We start from the raw sequence: 19,382 nt of genomic DNA on the forward strand, positions 1-19,382 counted from the left end.
CCCGGCCGGTCGTGGAGAGCCAGGGCCTGGGTCGCGGTGTCGAAGGCCTGGCGCTATTTGCCGGCGTCGGCCCAGCGGCGGGCAAGGTGCTGCATGGCCAGTTTCTCGATGGTCCGATCGCCGGCCTGGCGCGCCAGCTCCACCGCCCGCTCGCATCCTTGCGCGGCCTCGTCCAGGCTGCCGAGCGCCGCTTGTGCCATGGCCACAACGACCAGGGCGTTCGCCTCGGCCACCGCGTCACCTGCCCGGGAGGCGAGTGCGCAGGCGGCCCGCAGGTGGGTGAGCGCCTCCGGGATGCGCCCTTCCTCGAACAGGATCCAGCCGAGCACGTTGAGCACCCGTGACTCGCCGTGCTGGTCGGCGTCGGCCCGGGCCGCTTCGAGCGCGGTCTCAAGGAGCGGGACCCAGCCGTCCAGCCGTCGCGCACGCGCCACACGATCAACGGCCACAGCGTCAAGACGATCCGCCAGGTCCGCTCGTGCAGTGCGGCGGCGTGCGCCGCGGCCACCGCCCGTGTGGGGTCGTCCCTCTCGGCCGCGTACCAGGCCACGGCGGCGGACCGGTCGCCGAACTCCCGCACGGCGGCGGGCGGCAGGTAGTCCTTCGGCAGCGGGAAGCACTCCTCGTTGCCGGGCTCGGCCGCGGCCACCGCCGCGAGGCCCGTGGCGATGTAGTGGTCGAGCACGCGCTTGAGCGCATCGGGCCCGGCCTCCAGGCTCCGTGCGTAGAGCCGTACGAGATCGTGCATCGTCCAGCGGCCGGGCGCCGTCTCCGTGACGAGGTGCGCGACGGCCAGCCGCTCCAGACAGGCCTCGGCGGCTGCCGGGCCCGTGTCCGCCAGGGCCGCCGCGGCATACCGGTCGACGTGCGTGCCAGGGTGGCAGCCGAGATGGGCGAACAGGCGACAGACGTGCCCCGGGAGCTGTTTCAGCGTCACACGCAGCGCCGCTCGCACGCCGGTGTCCTCCACGTCCAACAGGCTCAGCCGGCGCGTCTCGTCGGACAGCTCGGCAGCCATCGTGCCCAGCGGCCAGGTGGGCCATTGCGCCAGCCGGGCGGCCGCCACCCCAACGCCAGGGGCCACCCGCCGCACAGCTCGGCCAGCCGTCGCGCAGCCGCCGGCTCTGCGCGTACCCGTTCGGCGCCGAGTACCCCGGCGACGAGCATCGTGGCGTCCCTCGGCCCGAGCACGTCCACGGCGACGGGCCGGGCGGTGTCGGTGACGATCAGCCCCGGCAGCCGGTGTCTGCTGGTGACGACGGTGACGCAGCGGCGTCGAGGAGGACGGCGTCATCGGCTCCTGGCCCGAACCGCTCGCTGAACTGTCCCGGGGCACCGAGACATACAGTGTGCTGACCACCGACGGCCTCGACGCCTTTCAGTTCTGGCGCGACGGCGCATGCGTCGAGAACTTCGAGCCCGGCATGGAGCACACCCGGACCGAGCAGACCACCCCCTGGTGGGGCCGGGTCAAGGCGGCACTCGCCGCACACGACGGCGAAGATGCAGGGGTGGCACCCGTAGTGGCCCTTGTACTCGATCACCTCGGCATCACCTACGCGGGCGAGGGACCCGTCCCGCCCGGGACCATCCTGGATTTCGGCGCTTGACGTAGGCGCTGACCGGGGCGTGGCTCTTATCGACCCCGGGGGCGAGCTGGCCGAGCGCCTTTGAGACGCGGGCGAGCGTGTCCTGGTTCTGCCGATGGCAGGCGGCGATGGAGGCGGTCATGCGGCGTCGTCTCCGTCGCCTCCGGGACCGAATGCTGGCTGGTCACCTGCCAGGCAAGCTGGCGGATGGTGTCAGCACATACCAGCACCTCCAGGCCCACGCTCACACCCCCTCACCCACCACACGCCCCTCGCCCTCGCCACACCTGGACGACCTGTCGTGGGCGGAGACGGTGGTTACGGCGCTGAGGCGCGGCTGAGGCGAGGAGGTTGGGTCCGTCTGGGACGGTCAGCCGGCGAACTGGAGTCGGTGGTCGTTCAGGTAGGACCCGAAGCCCTTCGCGATGGTGTGGTAGTTGGTGAAGCCGTTACCAGTGCCCTCGGCCAGGGTCACGGTGCCGTCCTTCTCCAAGGCCAGGAGGTCCGCCTTGCCGTCGCCAGTCACGTCGGCGTACTTCAGGCGGTCATCGTTGACGTAGGCGCCGAAACCCTTGGAGATAGTGTGGTAGTTGGCGAAGCCATTACCAGTGCCCTCGGCCAAGGTGATCGTGCCGTCCTTCTCCAGGGCCAGGAGGTCCGCCTTGCCGTCACCGGTCACATCCGCGAACTTCAAGCGATTGTCGTCAAGGTAGGCGCCGAAACCGGTGACGACGGTGTGATAGTTGGTGAAACCGTTACCGGTGCCCTCGGCGAGCGTGATCGTGCCATCCTTTTCGAGAGCGAGGAGGTCGGCCTTGCCGTCACCGGTCACATCCGCGAACTGCAGACGGCTGTTGTCCACGTAGGAGCCGAAGCCCTTCGCGATGGTGTGGTAGTTGTCGAAGCCATTACCCGTGCCCTCGGCCAGGGTCACGGTGCCGTCCTTCTCCAAGGCCAGGAGGTCCGCCTTGCCGTCGCCAGTCACGTCGGCGTACTTCAGGCGGTCGTCGTTGACGTAGGCGCCGAAACCCTTGGAGATGGTGTGATAGTTGGCGAAGCCGTTACCAGTGCCCTCGGCCAGAGTTATGGTGCCGTCCTTCTCCAAGGCCAGGAGGTCGGCTTTGCCGTCACCGGTCATGTCATAGCCGGGCGGGTACGGATTCGCGTGGTCCTGCCCCAGGCCGGCGCGCGGACCGCAGGTGGGCCAGGCGCCCTGTCCCTGTCCGGCGAGCACCTTCTCGCCTATGAGGATCTGTTCCTTTTTCGTCGCCAGGTCCGCGCGTGGCGCGTAACCGGTTCCTCCGTACGCCTCCCACGTGCTTTGTGAGAACTGGAGCCCGCCGTAGTAGCGGTTTCCGGTATTGATGCTCCAGTTCCCCCCACTCTCGCACTGGGCGACCTTGTCCCAGGTGCTGACGGATGCTGCTCCGGCGGGAGAGGCGGTGGCGCCGAGCGCTGCGAGGGCGGTCGCCGCCGTTGCCGTGAACGAGAGCAGGCGGGAGCGCTTCTTGTGCGAGGTCATGTTGAACCGTTCCGTTGGGGGGAGGCCATGAAGGCGCACACGGGCTTTCAGTACGGCGGCCGCAAACCGAGAGCCCGTGTGCGGAGAAAGGTGAGGATCAGCCGGCGAACTTCAGCCGGTGGTTGTCCACATAGCTGCCGAAGCCCTTGGAGATGGCGTGGTAGTTGGCGAAGCCGTCTCCGGTGCCTTCAGCCAAAGTGATCGTGCCGTCCTTCTCCAGCGCGAGAAGGTCCGCCTTGCCGTCACCCGTGACGTCGGCGTACTGAAGCCGGTCGTCGTTGACGTACCCGCCGAATCCCTTGGAGATGGTGTGGTAGTCGGTGAAACCGTTGCCGAAACCGCGGCCGAGGGTGATGGTGCCGTCCTTCTCCAACGCGAGAAGGTCCGCCTTGCCGTCACCGGTCACATCCGCGAACTTCAGGCGGTTGTCCTTCAGGTAAGCCCCGAAGCCCTTGGTGATGGTGTGGTACTTGGCGAAGCCATTACCGGTGCCCTCAGCCAGGGTGATCGTGCCGTCCTTCTCCAACGCCAAGAGGTCGGCCTTGCCGTCGCCGGTCACGTCCGCGAACTGGAGCCGGCTGTCGTTGACGTACTCACCGAAGCCCTTGGAGATGGTGTGATAGTTGGTGAAGCCGTTACCGGTGCCTTCGGCGAGCGTGATCGTGCCGTCCTTTTCGAGGGCGAGGAGGTCGGCCTTGCCGTCACCGGTCACGTCGGCGTACTTCAGGCGGTCGTCGTCAAGGTAGGCGCCGAAGCCCTTGGTGACGTTGTGGTAGTTGGCGAAGCCATTCCCGGTGCCCTCAGCAAGGGTGATCGTGCCGTCCTTCTCCAACGCGAGAAGGTCTGCCTTGCCGTCACCCGTCGCGTCATGCGTACCGGCAGCGGTCGCGCCGTCCTGGATGTTGACGTAGCGAATGGGCTTGAAGGTGCCGTGCCCGCTGAAGTACGGGTAGGGGATCTGGCGGTAGTGGACACCGCTGGGCGTGAACTCGTAACCCCAGTAGGTGTCCTGGGACGCGTCGGTCCACTTCGCGAACAGGACGACGTGTCCGCTGGCGAGCGTGGCATCGTTGAGCAGTGCGTCGCCGGGCTTCAGGTCGCCCTTGGAGATCCACTTGGCGAGGCCGGTGGGGACGAGCGTGTCCGTCGTCTCGGACCGGTCCAAGCCCCAGGCCATGGAGACATAGCCCGAGCAGTCCGTGCGGTACCCCTGGTACGAGCCACCCCAGTTGTACTTCAGCCCCTGGTCGACCCAGGAGGCGGCGCGTTCGAGGGCTTCGCCGCGGGTGAGCGATGCCTCGGCGCTGGCAGCGGCAGCTACGAGCCCTCTGACCTCCTTCTGCGGCACGGGGGTGACGGCACCCTGGCCACCCCCGCCGTGGTCCTGCCGGGTGTCGGGCGCGGTCGGCGACGTGTCGGCGCTCGCGACAGGCGCGGTGGTCACCACGGGGCCCAGAGCCAGGGCCGTCGTGGCGATAACGGTAAGGGTGCACCTGCGGGCTATGCCGGAGAGCTTCATGACGTCCTTCTGTTTGCGCACAGCCTGCAACCCGGCGGTTGTTCGTGGAGGCTGCGAGGAGCGAATGGTGGCAACGAACCGGGATGCCGACCGTCGGCGCGTCGTTCTGACTTGTGGCATGTCGACGGAATAACGGTCAATCCGGTTCGTATGTCTTTAGTGAGGCGGAGCCGGGCGAACGGCAGCATAAGCAGTACCTAAATGCGTGGCAAACAAGGCAATTCATGGGACATAAAGTGTGAATCCCTTGTTATCTCTGCATGTATAGCTGATGCCCGTTTTGAGAAGAGGGTTCATTCCGCGTTACGTTGGGAGGTTTTCCATGGGTGCGGGCTTGCTTCGCGGCTCGGTCCCCCGCCGCCCCGAACTGAAGCCATTCCGGGGCGGTCGCACGAGCATGCGACGTCTCGCGCGGTGGGCACGCCCAGTGGTCGCCAGACGCCTATTTCCGGCCAATCTGCCACGGGTGCCGTCCGATGTACCCTCGTGCGCGGTTTTTACCGCATCGTGATCACGATGGACGTAGGCGTCGTCGACAATCACCGCTTCTCAAACGTGCCGCCGCGCTTCCGCAGCCGCAGCCAGCATGCCCGGCACGCCGGCACTCTCGCTCGGTGGCACGAGGGAACCGGCGACAAGGTCGTGCACTTCGGCTGACGTTTCATCACGGCTCGCTTCCGTCCGCCCGCCGTTCCCGCCCCGCCCCGCCCCGCCCGAAGCGTTCGCCCGACGCCGTTCTGGGCAACTACGGCATGGACGCGTACGTCTGGGACCTGCGCGCGTCCAGCCCGCCTGCCGTACGGGAATGGCTCGCCGTACCAGCCATGCTGCGCCTGATCGGCCCGCACTACGACGCCCGGGACGACGCCGCCCACCACCTCTCCGATGGGTCGCTGGCCGACTGGTTCGACGTGCTCGTACACGTCCGCCCTGGCCCCAGTTCTCCCTAACCCTCGCGGGTGTCAGCCTTCGTCGTCCTGGTCGTTTCTGGAGGCACGCCGCCCCCGTGTGACCGCGAGGACGCTGCCGGCGACGGCGATCACGGCGATGGCCAGGGCGATGCTGACTCCGCCCTCCGTGTCCCAGTACACGTCTTCCAGGCTGATCAGCAGCGCCGCCTCGTCGACGACGAGGGCCAGGCCCACCCCGTAGGCCAGCCCCAGCCAGGCACGTGCCCGCGCCGAACGTTCGGCCAAGCTCGCCGCACCCACCACCGCGAGCAGCAGGATTCCCCACACGTAGTGGTGCAGGTGTACGCCGCCGGCCTGCACGTCGCCGACCCCGGCCACGTCGATGTGGATGAGCCAGGTCAGCAGGCGCATCCCACCGAAGGTCAGGGCGAAGCCCCACCAGGCCAGGATGAAGCCCCGGCGTTTCGGGGAGATGCCGGGCAGCAGGCGCAGCCAGGGCGACGGGCGCTCCGTGTGCCCCGACGATGCCTGGCCGGACGTCTTCGAGGACTTCATCCGGTCTCTCCCACCGTGAATTTCCCGATCAGTGCGGCCATGGTGTCTGGCGCACTGTAGTGAGCCGCGTGTGCCGCGCCCGCGACGTCTTTCGCGTGCCCATCGGCGACCAGGCCGGCCACGCGCCGCGTCCATGTGCCGGAGGCGATGGTGTCACCTGCTCCCCGTACGACGAGTGTGGGCGCGCGGACCTGGGAGAGGTTCACCTCGAATGACTCGGCCGCGTCCCGCAGTGAATGGCGAAAGGAGGCGGCGCAGCGCAGGGGGCCAGTCACCAGGTAGTCGAACGCGGCCAGAAACAGCAGGCCGAGGGGCTCGTGGGGGGCGTCCGCGACGAGTCGTGCGAACTGGCGCCACGCGGGAACCCTCGGTTCGAGTGCCGGGCCGATGAGCACCAGGCGGCTCACCAGGTGAGGATGGCGGGCGGCCAGGGCCGCGGCCACCTGGCAGCCGACTGAATTGGCCACCACCAGGCTCGGGCCCGAGAACAGTCCACGCTGCAGGCCGGCCAAGGCATCGGCGAGCTGTCCGACATCCGGTGCGCGGCGCGCGGCGGTCCTCGAACGCACGTTGCCTGGCAGGTCCGGCACCACTACGGTCGCCCCGCTCGCGGCCAGCCGATGCGCGAGCGGGGTGAAGTATCGCCCCGAGAGTCCGAGTCCGTGTACGAGCAGCACGGCTGGGCGGTCCTCGCGTGGCAAAGGCCCGTAGCTGCGGACGAAGAAGCCAGCGTCAGTCATGTGATCCACGTGCCCGCCATCATCTCCCGCGCAACCCGGATCGCGGGTCCAAATCGGCGCGCTGGGTCTGGCCTCAGTGGCTCTGGCCGCCGCGCCGGCGTTCGCCAAGGGCAGTGCGGACGTCACGGCGCCGCACACGGCGCAGGTCGGCAAGGCCTTCACCGTCACAGCGCACGGGGACGACGACGCTTCCACCTACCTGCGGGTATGCCTGGAGAACCGTAGCGGCGGGCAAGCCTGGCGCCAGCTGACTTGCGGCGCCGTAGTCGGCACAGGGGCCGACGCGCAGGCCACCGCACACGTAACGGCTGCACACCGCGGGGTCCAGGAATATCGTGCGGTGGTCTACGGTCTGAGCAGTCCGACCGCCCTCCACCCCATACGCCAGAGGACCTCAGCCCCGGCAACGGTCGACGTCCGCTAAACCCAGCAGCGCAACCGCAGACAGCCAGCGCCAACGCCGCCGGGTCCCGGGGCTGCCATCATCGGACCCCCGGGGCCCATGCTGCGTCCAGGGCGCCGACTGTTGGGGCAAGCCGCTGGCCCAGGCACCTGACAGCAGCCACGCCGCCAACTTCTCCTCCCCATCGACCACGCGGTGCCTTCGTGGCCGACCAGCGGCGCTGCAAGCCAGCCCAGCTTCGGAAGCAGACCGTGTCAGCGCGGCCACCCTTCATCTCACCAACGCCACCCCATCCGGCAGTACACCAACTGGGTACGACTCGGTCGGGTTCAGCCCACCGGCTCCTGCTTGAGCGGGTACGATGGCACGCCGGCCCACCGGTGCAAGGCGGCTTCGAGGCCCGCGACGCCAGCGACGTCGGCGGTGTCTGAGGCCCAGGCGACCACCCCGTCTGGACGTACCAACACTCCGGTGGGTGCCGCGGGGGCGTCGATCACGCTGCTCACCCGCCCGGCCCAGGCCGCGGCGAGGCGGGCGAACGCGCCGTCCGGAGTGCGGTCGAGCAACAGGAATCCGCCGCCGTGACCGTGGTCGGCCAGACGGGAGCCGTCCCTCAGCCACAGGTCGGGGACGAACCGCCCGACCAGCGGGTGGTCGCCGGGCAGGTCGATGCGCTGCGTGACACCGGAGATCTTCTTGACCGCGTAGGTCGTGCCCGCCCGAGTGCCCAGCAGATCGGCGACGACCTCCCGGAGCGCGGCCGACTTGGCGTCCCCGCGCATCACACCGATCTGGGCCCGCGTCCAGTCCAGCACCCAGGCACCAAGGGGACGGCGCTCGGCGTCGTACGTGTCGAGCAGGCCTTCGGGCGCCCACCCGGCAACCACGGCACCGAGTTTCCAGCCGAGGTTCATCGCGTCGCCGACGCCGAGGTTGAGCCCCTGACCGCCGAATGGCGAGTGCACGTGAGCGGCGTCGCCGGCCAGCAGCACCCGCCCCGACCGGTACGTCGCGGCCTGGCGGGCGTTGTCGGTCCAGCGGGTCGCGGCGCCGCGCAGCGCAGTCAGCGTGACGTCGGTACCCGAGACCCGGCGCAGACTGGTCTGCAACTTCTCCAGGCTCACCGGTGCCGAGCGGTCGGCCGGCGGAGCCTCGAACTCCACGGTGACCACCCGCCCGGGTTGCGGCCCGTAGCGGTACGCCCCTCGGGCCGACCATGCCCATCCGTTCGCTAGCTTCTCGGGGTCGGCGATATCAACGACCGCCAGATGTCCGGTCAGCTCGGGGTCGGTGCCGGGGAAGTCGATGTCCGCGAGGCGGCGCACGGTGCTGCGCCCGCCGTCGCACCCGACCAGCCACCTGGTGCGCACCGTGCCGGCAGTGGTGCCGACGAGCACGCCGTCGCCGGTGTCTTCGAGCGCGGTGACCTCCACCCCGCGGCGCACCGGTACGCCGAGTCGCGCGACATGGCCGGCCAGCAGCTCCTCCAACTCGCGCTGCGGCACCATCCTCGCTCCGGCGACCGCGGTGTGGGCGGCGAGGTCCGGATCGGACCAGTCCACGAGGTCGGCGTCGAGGATCATTCCCGCGAAATGCCCGGTGAACCGCGTCTCGCGCGCTCCCCCACTGCCGCCGGACTGCTGGCCGTCGACCGCACGAGCGAACGATCCCACCCGCTCAAGCATCTCTCGCTGCACCTGCTCGGCGGCAGGCAGCAGGCCGCGGCGATCGAGCGCCTCGGCCGTCGGCACGTTGATCGCCCCCGCCTTCATCGCCTCGTCCGGCTCGGCCCGTCGCTCCAGTACCTGCACCGTCGCCCCGGAGAGCGCCAGCTCCGCAGCGAGCACAAGCCCCACCGGCCCGGCTCCGACCACGGTCACGTCCACATCCACGCTTACATCCACGTCCACGTACCGGTCCTTCACATTCGTCGTAACGAACAGTGTTCTACTAACGAACAACGTTCGCGTCAAGCTATGATGGTTCGGTGAATCCGAGAGAGCGGCGCGCGGCGCGCCACCAGCCACCGACCATCGACACCGAAGCCACTCCCAGGCCACGGCGCCGCAAGGCCCCCATCACCGTGGACCAGGTCATCAACACCGCGCTCGACGTAATCGCCACAGAGGGTTACGAAGCGCTGACCATGCGCCGACTGGCCGGCGCGCTCGACACCGGCCCCGCCTCGCTCTACGCCCACGTGGTCAACAAGGCCGACCTCGACGAACTGCTCATCGGGCGACTGTGCGCCGAGCTCGTACTGCCCGAGCCCGACCCCGCGGCCTGGCGAGAGCAGGTTCGCGACGTGTGTACACAGATACGCGACCAGTACCTGAAATTCCCCGGAATCTCCCGCGCCGCGCTCGCCATGGCCCCCACCGACCTCGAAATCGTGCGCGTCAGCGAAGGGATGCTGGCGATCTTGCTCGCCGGTGGCGTCGCCCCGCAAGCCGCCGCCTGGGCCATCGACGCCCTCTTGCTGTACGTGGCCGCCTACTGCCTGGAAACGTCGATCGCACGCCAACGATCGGCATCCGATGACACCGCTTGGGTCCTCGGCCGCGACGAGCTGCTACGCCGGTTCACCGCCCTGCCTGCCGACACCTTCCCCCACACCACTCGCCACGCCGCCGAGCTCACCGCCGGCGAGGGCCACGACCGGTTCGACTTCACCCTCGCCCTGATGATCAACGGCCTCGCACACCGCTGACCCGACGCCGCCGACTTGATGCGACTCGGATGGTGCCAGCCCCGCCGCCCAGTCGATCGAGGCGCGCCTCGTGCACGAACCGGGTCTTCTCCGAGCCAGAGCCACCTTGCCGATGCGCGCCTACCACGCCCTACAGAACGACGACTTCCGGACAAAAATCACCTGAACCTCATGCATCACAGCTCTACACGGCATGCTCAGAACAATCAGGGCAGCCGTACGGGCGCCCGTCAGACAGAGGGGGATCCCATGAACCGACTGACGAAACGCGCGCGACTCGCCATGGCCGCCGCCGCACCGCTCCTGCTGACGGGCGCCACACTCACCGCCACGGCGCCCGCAGCCAACGCCGCACCCGCAGGCGCGGACGCGTGTACCCACCCCGGCTGGTCGAACAAGTCCCCCGGCAAGGGCAAGGTCAAGATTGACAGATCCCCGCTCCGCAGCGGCCCCAGCGAGAGCTGCCCAGTCAGTGTCTGGCTCACCGATACCTACACGCTTCAGTACCACTGCTGGGTGAAAAACTCGGCAGGCAACATATGGACACACGTCCGGATCGACAACGAGGAGACCTACGGCTGGGTCTACAACAAGAATCTGAACGACGGCGGTTCCGTGCACCCCGACAACAAGTGCTGACCTGAACGGCACCGTCCTGCACGGCCTCGGGAGCGAGTTCACTGCCACAACAGGGCCGCTCGCTCCCGCAGGCTGGCGGCTGTCAGCACTCGCTCACCGAAAACGGATGCGTGAGCAAGGAGATTGGCGAATCTGAACACGTCCCACCGTGACGGTCCAAGGAAGAATACCTGCAGGCCAACCACTGGGTACGCATCGAAGCACCACTCCCCCGGCCGTCCAGCCCGCGTCTGCGGCGAGTTCGTATCAGGCCGTGGACCACGGTGACGTAGCGCGGCAGGTCCTCCTACCGAGGAGGCGTGCACATCGGCATCTTCGGCAGTCCCGTCTCCTGCCAGATGCCCCACACTCCGCCTTCATCGGAAGAGCTAAGGGATCAGGGCCAGAACGCGGGCCGGAAAGGCGGTGCCGTGTTGCGCCTTGCCTACGCCAACCACGATGTGTGCACCGGTCGGAGGTAGGGCGTGCAAATTGGTGAGTAGCTCGACCTGGTAGCGATCGTGGTCGAGTACGTAGGCCTCGCAGGCGTATCGGCGGCGTGCGTTCTCCGCCGCGGTCGCGCCGTCGGGGCCGCCTGCGGTGGTCCACATGCCGGGGTCGGCGTCGATGGTTTCGTGGCCGATGGCCGTGACGGACCGTTCGACCAGGAGATAGCGAAGAGCGTCCAGGGTCCAGCCAGGGGTGTGGGAAATGCCGTCCGGGTCGACGTTGCGCATCGCGTCGATGTCGGGCCATCTGTGGGACCAGTCGGTACGCAAGGCAACGAAACAGCCTGCGGGGACCGGGCCATGGCGTTGCTCCCAATCGAGTACGTCATCCCGGCCGAGGCAGCGGTCGGGGTTGTCGGCGACGTCGTGGGAAATGTCGAGGACAATCAGGGGAAGGACCAGCTCCTCGGCCGGCAAGGCATCGATGGTGCGGCCCCCGGCCACCATCTCAGCAGGGGCGTCTACGTGTGTGCCCCATGAGCCTGCGATGCGGTGGTAGACCGCGTCGAAGCCGTCTCTTTCAATGGTCATTTCCCGGTGACGCTGCTCGTCGTCGAATTCTGGGTCGCGCGGCTGTCCAGGGCCGAAGGCGTGCGTCAGGTCCAGCACCCGCATGGAGATCATGTGGCCCATCATGTTCGGTTCGGCTTCCGTGAAGCGGGAAGCGGTAGCCGGATGCGGATCACGTTGCCTCTAATAGCTCATGCCGTTGTCCTGCGTGGTGGTGAGAGGACCCCGGTGGTGGTGAGTGGGCCTCGACAGAGACTGCTTTCAGCAGGGCGAGCGACGCCAGCACGGTCGGCAGGGCCGCTTCGTGGATTCGGAGATGCCTTTCGTGCGTGTCAGTGAGAAGCGAGGCCGCGAATTTCTTGTACGCAGCACTTTGCGCCACCGCCGCTCTTCGCGAGCTCGCTCAGGTCGATGCCGATCGGCTCGAATCCGCGGGCGCGTAGAGCGGAAAACAGACCCTGGGCGGCCTCGGGGAGCAGGACGTGCCGTCCATCGAAGACGGCATTGAGACCCAGGGCCGCGGCGTGGGCGGAGTCTGCGAGCACCGCGTCGGGGAAGCGATGTCGCAGCACGGCGCGGCTGGCCGCAGAGAAAGCCCCCGGGTAGTACATGATTTCGTCCGCGGCGGGGTCCAAGACGGCCAGAGCCGTGTCGAGGTGGTAATAGCGGGGGTCTACGAGTTCGAGAGCGAGTACGGGGCGATCGAAGAACTCCTGCGCCTCGGCGTGCGAGGACAGAGTAGTGCGGAAACCATGGCCGGCGAGCAGCCAGGAAGAAGTGACCGCGTAGTCGCCCTCGCCTTCGTTGAGGTGTTCCGGCTCTCGATACGCGGTGACGCCGTGCGAGAGGAACCACTCACGGTGGACGGCTGCCTCCGGGACACGTTCGCGGTGCGTGAAGCGCGCGCCCAGCACACGCCCATCGATCGTGGTGGCACCGTTGGCCGCGAAGACCATTTCCGGCACCCCGGGGCGCGGCGGCAATTCCTGCACGGTATGCCCAAGGGCGCGAAGACGATCCCGCAGCTGCTCCCACTGCCGGCAGGCCACGGCAGCGTTCACCGGTTCGTCAGGATCCATCCACGGGGTACGGGCCTCGGTGACCTCGAAATACGTGGGGGGCACATCAAGTAATGACGGGGGATGGCGTAACGCGACAAGGCAGCTCCTTACAGACCTGGTATCTCTCTACCCCCGTCGCGACCGGCCCCTCCTGCTGGTAAGGAGTTTCCCACGCCCGACCGGGCTCCGCCGGTAACTCGGTCAACCACTCGCCAAGCTGCATCACGTCCCCGTGGTCCCCGTCGTCTCCGCCGTCCTCGCCATCCGCGACATCGGGCTACGGCCGCGTCCTTGGCCTGCCCGAGACGGGCAATAGGCGTCGCGCTACAACCGCCTAGTTCCTAGCCCGAACTCGATCGACGGACCACGCGCCCAGCGCCACCAGCACGGCTGCTCCGGCCGCGTAGACCGGCAACCACAGGACGCAGATCGAAGACCAGGCGTCCACGTCGGCAGTCGGTAATAGCAGGAGATCACCGCCAGGAGCGTCACCCCGATGTACGTAGCGAACCACTGCCACGAATCCTGCGCGAGTGCGGCTGTCAGCACGGCGGCGAGCGCGATGCCGATAACCCCCGGCTGACCGGACGCCTCATGGCTCACATTGGTGGATGTCGGGTTCCGGGCTCCTTGACGGCTGGGATCGTCCACGGTCTCTCCTGCCTGTTTCGGCTATCAGCATCCAGACGCATCGCACCGTCTGCCTGACGCCATGCCGGACCGCCCGAAAACCTGACCCGGATGACCGGCGCGTTGGCAGCCTTGTTGTCACCTGGGGCAGCGCGCTGAATACCGCCCGGATCACTCGTTCTGGGCGCGATATTCACTACTCCCGTCGTTGTGCGCAGGTGGAACCTACAGCGTCGGCGAAAGCGCGAGCGAGTGGGGTGAGGGCGTCCCAGCGACGTACGGCCCAGCCCACCGACAGTTCGGGCAGGTCGGGGATGGGCAGGAAGCGGAGCGGGCCGGGCCCGTCGGAGGCCTGTTGGTCGGGTAGAGCAGGCACAACGGCGTGGCCGAGGCCGAGTTCTGCCAGAAGGATGGCCGTGTCCCAGTCGGCGACGCTGGTGTCGGACCTCACTTGGATGCCCAGCTTCGCGAAGGCGGTGTCCAAGTGGGCTCGGGACGAGGAGCTTTCCGGGAGCCTGATGTGCCGGATGCCCGCCAAGTCGGTGGCTTCGATATGCAAGCGCTCCGCGAGGGGGTCGTCGGCCCGTACGGCCAGCACCCAAGGCAGTTCGACGACAGAGCGCTGTTCGATGCCGCGGACCGGGCTGCCGAGGGTGATCCAGGCAAGGTCGAGGGTGCTGGAGGCAAGCGCGTCGAAGCAGCTACGGCTGGAGGTTTCCGTCTGGAACTCCAGGCTGACCTTGGGGAATCGCCTGCGAAAAGCCACGACGGCCTCGGCCATGAAGTGCCGCACGGTGGTGGCGCCGGTGGTCACCCGTACGGAGCCTGCGTCGCCGCGCACCAGCTCTTTGAGGTTGCGAAGGGCCGAGTCGAGGCCGGCGATGCCGTCGGCTGCCGCCGCTTGCAGTATCTGTCCGGCCGAGGTGGGGGCGACGCCTCGGGGCTGGCGTTCCAGGAGTTGCACCCCTGTCTCCCGTTCCAACCGTTTCACATGCTGGCTCACGGCAGATTGCGTACAGGAGAGTTCCCGGGCGACGGCGCTCAGGCTGCCGGCCTGGCACACCGCGACGAAGACGCGCAGATCGTCGAGAGTCATGCCCCCAAGCTATCCCTTGGGTGAGGTCGATAGAACCCGAGGATTGACTCTGGCCTTCCGAGGGATCGATGATTTTTCGGGGCGGCAACCTGTCCCGCACACGAGAGGAAACACGCGTGCCCATGCCCCCATCTCTCACCAACGTCCCCTCCTCCACCCACCAGTGGACCATCGCGGTACTCGGTCCAGGCGGAGTAGGGGGCCTCCTGGCCGGGGTACTCTCCCGGGCCGGACACCGGGTCATCTGTGTGGCCGGGCGGGACACCGTACGGACACTGCGCCAGGACGGCATACGCGTGCACAGCAGGCAGTTCGGCGACTTCACCACGCGCGTCGAAGCGGACACCGAACTGCGCGAACACGTCGACCTGTGCCTGATCACGGTCAAGCACACGGCACTCGACGCGGCACTGGAACGGGTGCCGGCCCAAGCACTCGGCGACGCGCTGATCCTCCCCCTGCTCAACGGCGTCGAGCATCTGCCGGAGTTGCGCCGGCGTTACGACGCGCAGGATGTCGCGGCGGGTGTGATCCGGGTCGAGTCGACCCGCACTGCTCCGGGCACCATCGAGCACGGCAGCCCGTTCACGGAGATCGACCTGGCCGGAGCGTACGAGCGCCTTGTGCCGCTGGCCGCGATGCTGACTGATGCCGGGGTGCGCACGCGCGTGACCGATGATGAGACTGCCGCGCTATGGGCAAAATTGGCCTTTCTCGCGCCCCTTGCCCTGCTCACCACCCGGTACGGGCTCGCCATCGGCGCAGTGCGCACCGAGCGACGCGAAGAACTGGTGGCTCTCGTCGAGGAAACCGGCGCAGTGAGCAGAGCATGCGGGGCGCCCACCGACCCCGTACAGGCTCTGGCGCTGTACGACACGTTCCCCGCCGACAGCAAGTCGTCCATGCAACGCGACGCGGAGGCGGGCCATCCGCTGGAACTCGATGCGATCGGCGGGGCGGTGCTGCGGGCGGCCGAACGGCACGGAGTTCCGGTACCAGTGATGGGCCGGCTGATGGCCGTACTGGCAGCTGACTCGTCCCGCAGCGAAACGACTCGGTAGCGGTCGCGGGATCGGGATCCGTGCGGATGCGTACAGATCGTGGATGCGTAGGGACGCGTTCGAACGCGGGCTTCAGGAGGTGAAGACCGTACTGGCGAGGATCACGTGGACGGCTGTACCACCGAGGATGCTCAGCAGCGCGTTGCGGCGCCACAGGTGCAGGCCGATGGTGACGGCCAGAGCGGCGAGCGGGGCCAAGCTGCGTGCGTGGGTGAAGGAGAGGTCGCGCAGGCAGTAGGCGAGGAGGATCACCATGACGCCGGCGGGCATGCGGGCGCTGAGGTACTGGACGGTCTTGCTGGCGCGCAGGGGCGTGAGGGCGGCGAATGGCAGGGCGCGCAAACCCCAGGTGATGGCGGCGGCGACGAGGACGGCGGCGATGGCGTAGCGCGTGTCAGACATGGGTCGGCTTCCTGCCGGTGGTGAGTTGGCGGGCCAGGAGGGCGGCCGCGAACAGGGCGAAGGCTGCCAGGAGCATCTGGTCGGGGAACAAAAACCGGGCGGCCAGGGCGCTGAGCAGGGCGAGCACGGGGGTGGGCAGGTCGCCGCGCAGGTCCCGGACGGCGTCGAGGGCCAGGACTGCGAACAGGGCGGTGAGGGCGAAGTCCAACCCGGTAACGCTGTCCGGGATGAGGGAGCCGAGCAGGGCTCCGGCGGTCGCGCTGCCGGCCCAGGACAGGTGCAGGAAGAACTGCAGCCACAGGATGCGCCGACTGGACCAGGAGCGGGCCTGTTCCCCAGTGGCCAGAGCGTATGCCTCATCGCACAAGGCGAAGGCACTGTACGTCTTGCCGAGGCGGCCGGATATGCGGTGCAGGGGGAAGGACAGCGCGTAGAAGACGTGCCGTACGTTCACCATGAACGCGGACAGCGCGATGGCTGCCAGCGGGGCCGCGGCGGTGACCATGCCGATGAGCAGGAACTCGAACGAGCCGCCGAATGCGAGCGTCGCGGACAGCCCCGCCCACCACCAGTCCAGGCCCGACTGTGTTACCAGCGCCCCGAAGGCGAGCCCGACCACGAGGAACCCCAGGCCGGCGCCGGCGGAGTCCTTGAGCGCCGCACGCGCTTGCGACGGTGTTGCGGAAGGAGCGGGAGGAGGGGCGGACATGGGCGGCCGAGGCCGGCTGTCGACAGCGGCAGAACTTTCTCGCATGGCGAAATTTTAGAAAGATTCGCGCCTCATTTGATTGCCGGCTGTCGCTCTAGGATGATCATGTGAGCAATAAAGTGAGCCTTGATTCCGTAGATCGCGACATTCTGTTTCACCTGAGACAGGACGGTCGGCTGACCAACGTCGAGCTGGCCAAGCGGGTCGGCCTGACCCCGCCGCCCTGCCTGCGCCGGATCAAGCGGCTGGAAGAGACCGGCGTGATCTCCGGGTACCGGGCCGTCATCAATCCCGAGGCCATGGGCCGCGGTCTGGAGGTTCTCGTCGCCGTCGAGATATACGCCCAGGACCGCAAGAGCTTCGAGGAGTTCGAGGACACCGTGGCCTCATATGAGGAGGTCATAGAGTTCCGTCGCATGTACGGGCGCCCCGACTACTTCCTCCGCGTCGCCGTCGCCGACCACGCCGCCTACGAAAGCTTCCTCACCGGCAAGCTCAGCTGCTTGCCGGCCGTCCTCCGCCTCGAATCCCACCTGACCATGAAGGAGATCAAGGCCAACCCGTGATCACAGCCCGGCTCCGACAGCTCATGCGGTCGGCTGCTGCCGGATGTCCGTAGAGAGAGGCCCTCGGAGAGGTGTTCTCGACGACTGGATCCGTACGTCTCACAACCTACGATGCGGTCCATGGCGATCACATATGAGTGGCGCGGCGATTTCGACAACGCCGCCGTCAACGCGCTTCACGCGGAGGCGTTCGATCACGGCCAGGTGCCCATCGATTGGCACACACAAGTGCACCGTCACAGCCTTGGCTGGGTGTGCGCCCGGAGAGACGACAGGCTCGTGGGGTTCGTCAACGTCGCCTGGGACGGTGGCGTCCATGCCTTCATTCTCGACACGATGGTCGCCCAGGACATGCGCAAGACCGGTGTCGGTACCGAACTCGTGACAACCGCCGCGAAGGGGGCCCGCGCAGCGGACTGCGAATGGCTCCACGTCGACTTCGACGAGCATCTGCGTTCCTTCTACTTCGACGCGTGCGGCTTCAGGCCGACGGACGCAGGGCTCATCGCCTTGCGCTAGATCACGCTTGCTCCGCAGTCGGCTGCCCGTCCGGCCAGGGCACCACGCTGGAACCCGCCGCCCGAACGCGCCGGGTGAGCGGCGGCGACGTACCGTACCGCCTCGCGAGGCCGCTCCCCGCGGCGCCTGTCCGTACGCCTCGACGGGTCCGACGACCTGCCTCTCCCCTCGCACGGCCTGGCGCTTGCCCCCTCACCGCGCAATCTCCCAGCGCGGCGGTGGACTGGCCCTCCAGGTAGGCGGCCCGTACGTCGGCGGCCGTGTCGCCCGCGAGGACGGGGCGGCGTCCGCCCTTGTTGCCCTTGGCTTCGGCGGCCCGCAGCCCGTCGTACGTCAGCTCGCGTTGGAGATCGCGCTGGAGTTCGTCGGCGGCGAGGGTCTGCACCATGAACTTCACGATGGACAGCAGCTCGCCGGTGCGCGGGGGGGGCGGGCGGTGAGGCCCATGCCGGAGAACGCGCCGTCGTGAATGCGCAGCGCGAGCCGGTCGCGGTGCAGGACGTCGAGCACGTCGAGGATGTGCTCTGTGCCGCGCACCAGGCGGAACATCTCGGAGATGTGCACGGCGTCACCCGGCCGTGCATAGGTGAGCAGGTCGCCGAACTTCGGGCGCTCAGGCGGGTGTAGGCGGCTGGAAGTGCCAGGCTCCTCCTCGAAGACGGCCGTGTCCTCGATCCCGGCCTCGTCCAAGACGAGGTTCTGCCGGCCAGTCAACTGCTGGTCGGTCGGCACCCGCTTGTAGACGAGATTGGCTGCCACGCTCTTCCCGCTCCTGCCGGCGCATCGGACCTCGGGCGTCATCTAACCCTGTCGCCAATCACCATCGGATCTCATTGGATCGGAGCCGTCGTCAGACCCCGGAATCACTGGGTTCATTGGACGCATGCCGCCCCTGTCGTCATTCGATCGTTTGACGACAGGCGGACGACGCGTCCGGGTGAGGTAGTCGGGGCAGGCTGCTGTCTGCCATCGGTGAACACCACCCCGAGCGGGCGCAACGGTCATTACCGTCCAGTCGCATGACGACGATAACAACCCGTACGGTCGAATACCCGGCCGACAACCTGACGATGATCGGATACCTCGCGCTCCCGGCCGGTGCCGAGCGCCGGCCCGCAGTCCTGATCGGGCCCGAGGGGACGGGGCTCAGCGACGTCGAGCGCCGCCGGGCCGATGCCCTGGCCGAGCTGGGATACGTGGCGCTGGCCTTCGACCTCCACGGCGGACGCTATGTGGAAGACCCAGAGGAAATGTTGGCCCGTTGCATGCCGCTGCTCGCCGATCCCGACCGCATGCGAGGAATCGGTCATGCCGCGCTCAACGTGTTGCGTGCCGAACCACGGGCCGACCCCGACCGGACCGCCGCCGTCGGCTACGGCACCGGGGGCGCAGTCGCACTGGAACTCGGTCGCGATGGCGTCGACCTGCGCGCGATTGGCACAGTCAACGCACTGACCACGGGCCGACCGGGCGAGGCGGCACGCATTCGCTGCCCGGTATGGGCCGGGGTCGGGTCGGAAGACCCGATCATGCCGCCCGCGCAACGGGAGGCGTTCACCGCAGAGATGCAGGCCGCGGGCGTCGACTGGCGCCTCGTGGTCTACGGAGGAGCCCTTCACGCCTTCCACCACCCACCGGTCGACCACACCGTGCGTCCCGGCGTCGGCTACCACCCACGGCACGCACAGCGTGCCTGGCGTGACATCGTCGCCTTGCTCGCCGAGTGCCTGCCCGTCACGGATTGATCCGATC

At 68.0% G+C, this 19,382-nt stretch carries 21 protein-coding genes and 1 pseudogene; 9 read left to right on the forward strand and 13 right to left on the reverse strand.

Features of this window, described 5'->3' with window-relative positions; all coding sequences use genetic code 11:
* Window positions 1-53 precede the first annotated feature (53 nt).
* Window positions 54-449 (reverse strand): tetratricopeptide repeat protein, encoded by a 396-nt coding sequence (locus tag ACH4K4_RS28295; RefSeq protein WP_398171158.1) that lies wholly within the window; start codon window positions 447-449, stop codon window positions 54-56.
* 900 nt (window positions 450-1,349) lie between these two features.
* Here ACH4K4_RS28295 and ACH4K4_RS28300 point away from each other — a divergent pair.
* The gene (locus tag ACH4K4_RS28300) at window positions 1,350-1,610 is read left to right on the forward strand and encodes a hypothetical protein (RefSeq protein ID WP_398171160.1); all 261 of its coding nucleotides are present in this window, start codon (window positions 1,350-1,352) and stop codon (window positions 1,608-1,610) included.
* Between the two features lie 349 nt (window positions 1,611-1,959).
* On the opposite strand, the gene ACH4K4_RS28305 is transcribed toward ACH4K4_RS28300, so the two are convergent.
* Both ACH4K4_RS28305 and ACH4K4_RS28310 read right to left on the reverse strand, forming a co-directional pair.
* Window positions 1,960-3,111, reverse strand: a complete 1,152-nt coding sequence (locus ACH4K4_RS28305) for a transglycosylase family protein (protein ID WP_398171162.1) — start codon at window positions 3,109-3,111, stop codon at window positions 1,960-1,962.
* Window positions 3,112-3,208: 97 nt separating this feature from the next.
* Window positions 3,209-4,630, reverse strand: coding sequence for an FG-GAP-like repeat-containing protein (locus tag ACH4K4_RS28310; RefSeq protein WP_398171164.1), 1,422 nt, complete (start codon window positions 4,628-4,630; stop codon window positions 3,209-3,211).
* 507 nt (window positions 4,631-5,137) lie between these two features.
* Between ACH4K4_RS28310 and ACH4K4_RS28315 the strand changes: the two genes are divergently transcribed.
* A complete protein-coding gene (locus tag ACH4K4_RS28315; protein ID WP_398171337.1) occupies window positions 5,138-5,287 on the forward strand; it encodes a hypothetical protein in 150 nt (49 codons plus the stop codon).
* Window positions 5,245-5,580: an erythromycin esterase family protein gene (locus ACH4K4_RS28320; protein WP_398171166.1), complete on the forward strand. Its 336-nt coding sequence runs from the start codon at window positions 5,245-5,247 to the stop codon at window positions 5,578-5,580. The genes ACH4K4_RS28315 and ACH4K4_RS28320 overlap by 43 nt, the downstream gene beginning before the upstream one ends.
* Window positions 5,581-5,592: 12 nt before the next feature.
* On the opposite strand, the gene ACH4K4_RS28325 is transcribed toward ACH4K4_RS28320, so the two are convergent.
* From ACH4K4_RS28325 to ACH4K4_RS28335, 3 genes are all read right to left on the reverse strand, one after another.
* On the reverse strand, window positions 5,593-6,096 hold the full coding sequence (locus ACH4K4_RS28325; protein WP_398171168.1) for a hypothetical protein: 504 nt from the start codon (window positions 6,094-6,096) through the stop codon (window positions 5,593-5,595).
* The gene (locus tag ACH4K4_RS28330; protein WP_398171329.1) at window positions 6,093-6,836 is read right to left on the reverse strand and encodes an alpha/beta fold hydrolase; all 744 of its coding nucleotides are present in this window, start codon (window positions 6,834-6,836) and stop codon (window positions 6,093-6,095) included. The genes ACH4K4_RS28325 and ACH4K4_RS28330 overlap by 4 nt, the downstream gene beginning before the upstream one ends.
* A gap of 732 nt (window positions 6,837-7,568) precedes the next feature.
* Entirely contained in the window at window positions 7,569-9,125 is a 1,557-nt protein-coding gene (locus ACH4K4_RS28335) for an FAD-dependent oxidoreductase (RefSeq protein ID WP_398171330.1), read from the reverse strand.
* Between the two features lie 101 nt (window positions 9,126-9,226).
* On the opposite strand from ACH4K4_RS28335, the gene ACH4K4_RS28340 reads away from it, so the two are divergent.
* Window positions 9,227-9,949 carry a TetR/AcrR family transcriptional regulator gene (locus ACH4K4_RS28340; RefSeq protein ID WP_398171170.1) on the forward strand — a complete coding sequence of 241 codons (723 nt, stop codon included), beginning with the start codon at window positions 9,227-9,229 and terminating at the stop codon, window positions 9,947-9,949.
* A gap of 249 nt (window positions 9,950-10,198) precedes the next feature.
* The gene (locus tag ACH4K4_RS28345) at window positions 10,199-10,588 is read left to right on the forward strand and encodes an SH3 domain-containing protein (protein WP_398171172.1); all 390 of its coding nucleotides are present in this window, start codon (window positions 10,199-10,201) and stop codon (window positions 10,586-10,588) included.
* Between the two features lie 368 nt (window positions 10,589-10,956).
* Here the strand turns inward: ACH4K4_RS28345 and ACH4K4_RS28350 are convergent, their stop codons facing one another.
* The 3 genes and pseudogenes from ACH4K4_RS28350 to ACH4K4_RS28360 form a co-directional block, all read right to left on the reverse strand.
* Complete coding sequence (locus tag ACH4K4_RS28350) at window positions 10,957-11,700, reverse strand: cyclase family protein (protein WP_398171173.1); 744 nt, start codon at window positions 11,698-11,700, stop codon at window positions 10,957-10,959.
* 218 nt (window positions 11,701-11,918) lie between these two features.
* Window positions 11,919-12,745: pseudogene (ddaH, locus tag ACH4K4_RS28355) on the reverse strand (dimethylargininase).
* A 728-nt stretch (window positions 12,746-13,473) separates the two neighbouring features.
* Window positions 13,474-14,373 (reverse strand): LysR family transcriptional regulator, encoded by a 900-nt coding sequence (locus tag ACH4K4_RS28360; RefSeq protein ID WP_398171175.1) that lies wholly within the window; start codon window positions 14,371-14,373, stop codon window positions 13,474-13,476.
* A 122-nt stretch (window positions 14,374-14,495) separates the two neighbouring features.
* On the opposite strand from ACH4K4_RS28360, the gene ACH4K4_RS28365 reads away from it, so the two are divergent.
* Window positions 14,496-15,434 carry a ketopantoate reductase family protein gene (locus ACH4K4_RS28365; RefSeq protein WP_398171177.1) on the forward strand — a complete coding sequence of 313 codons (939 nt, stop codon included), beginning with the start codon at window positions 14,496-14,498 and terminating at the stop codon, window positions 15,432-15,434.
* A 72-nt stretch (window positions 15,435-15,506) separates the two neighbouring features.
* Here ACH4K4_RS28365 and ACH4K4_RS28370 read toward each other — a convergent pair whose 3' ends face one another.
* Window positions 15,507-15,836 carry a branched-chain amino acid transporter permease gene (locus ACH4K4_RS28370; RefSeq protein WP_398171179.1) on the reverse strand — a complete coding sequence of 110 codons (330 nt, stop codon included), beginning with the start codon at window positions 15,834-15,836 and terminating at the stop codon, window positions 15,507-15,509.
* A complete protein-coding gene (locus tag ACH4K4_RS28375; RefSeq protein WP_398171181.1) occupies window positions 15,829-16,590 on the reverse strand; it encodes an AzlC family ABC transporter permease in 762 nt (253 codons plus the stop codon). The genes ACH4K4_RS28370 and ACH4K4_RS28375 overlap by 8 nt, the downstream gene beginning before the upstream one ends.
* A gap of 62 nt (window positions 16,591-16,652) precedes the next feature.
* On the opposite strand from ACH4K4_RS28375, the gene ACH4K4_RS28380 reads away from it, so the two are divergent.
* Window positions 16,653-17,111 carry an Lrp/AsnC family transcriptional regulator gene (locus ACH4K4_RS28380; RefSeq protein WP_398171183.1) on the forward strand — a complete coding sequence of 153 codons (459 nt, stop codon included), beginning with the start codon at window positions 16,653-16,655 and terminating at the stop codon, window positions 17,109-17,111.
* A 120-nt stretch (window positions 17,112-17,231) separates the two neighbouring features.
* Window positions 17,232-17,630 (forward strand): GNAT family N-acetyltransferase, encoded by a 399-nt coding sequence (locus ACH4K4_RS28385; RefSeq protein ID WP_398171184.1) that lies wholly within the window; start codon window positions 17,232-17,234, stop codon window positions 17,628-17,630.
* A 1-nt stretch (window position 17,631) separates the two neighbouring features.
* On the opposite strand, the gene ACH4K4_RS28390 is transcribed toward ACH4K4_RS28385, so the two are convergent.
* Window positions 17,632-18,018, reverse strand: coding sequence for a hypothetical protein (locus ACH4K4_RS28390; protein ID WP_398171186.1), 387 nt, complete (start codon window positions 18,016-18,018; stop codon window positions 17,632-17,634).
* 5 nt (window positions 18,019-18,023) lie between these two features.
* Window positions 18,024-18,389: a recombinase family protein gene (locus tag ACH4K4_RS28395; RefSeq protein ID WP_398171188.1), complete on the reverse strand. Its 366-nt coding sequence runs from the start codon at window positions 18,387-18,389 to the stop codon at window positions 18,024-18,026.
* 260 nt (window positions 18,390-18,649) lie between these two features.
* Here ACH4K4_RS28395 and ACH4K4_RS28400 point away from each other — a divergent pair, with 260 nt between their 5' ends.
* Window positions 18,650-19,375 carry a dienelactone hydrolase family protein gene (locus ACH4K4_RS28400; protein ID WP_398171190.1) on the forward strand — a complete coding sequence of 242 codons (726 nt, stop codon included), beginning with the start codon at window positions 18,650-18,652 and terminating at the stop codon, window positions 19,373-19,375.
* Window positions 19,376-19,382: the final 7 nt, after the last annotated feature.

Origin of the sequence: Streptomyces sp. NPDC017529, assembly GCF_044329785.1 — a bacterium.
Taxonomy (GTDB): Bacteria; Actinomycetota; Actinomycetes; order Streptomycetales; family Streptomycetaceae; genus Streptomyces.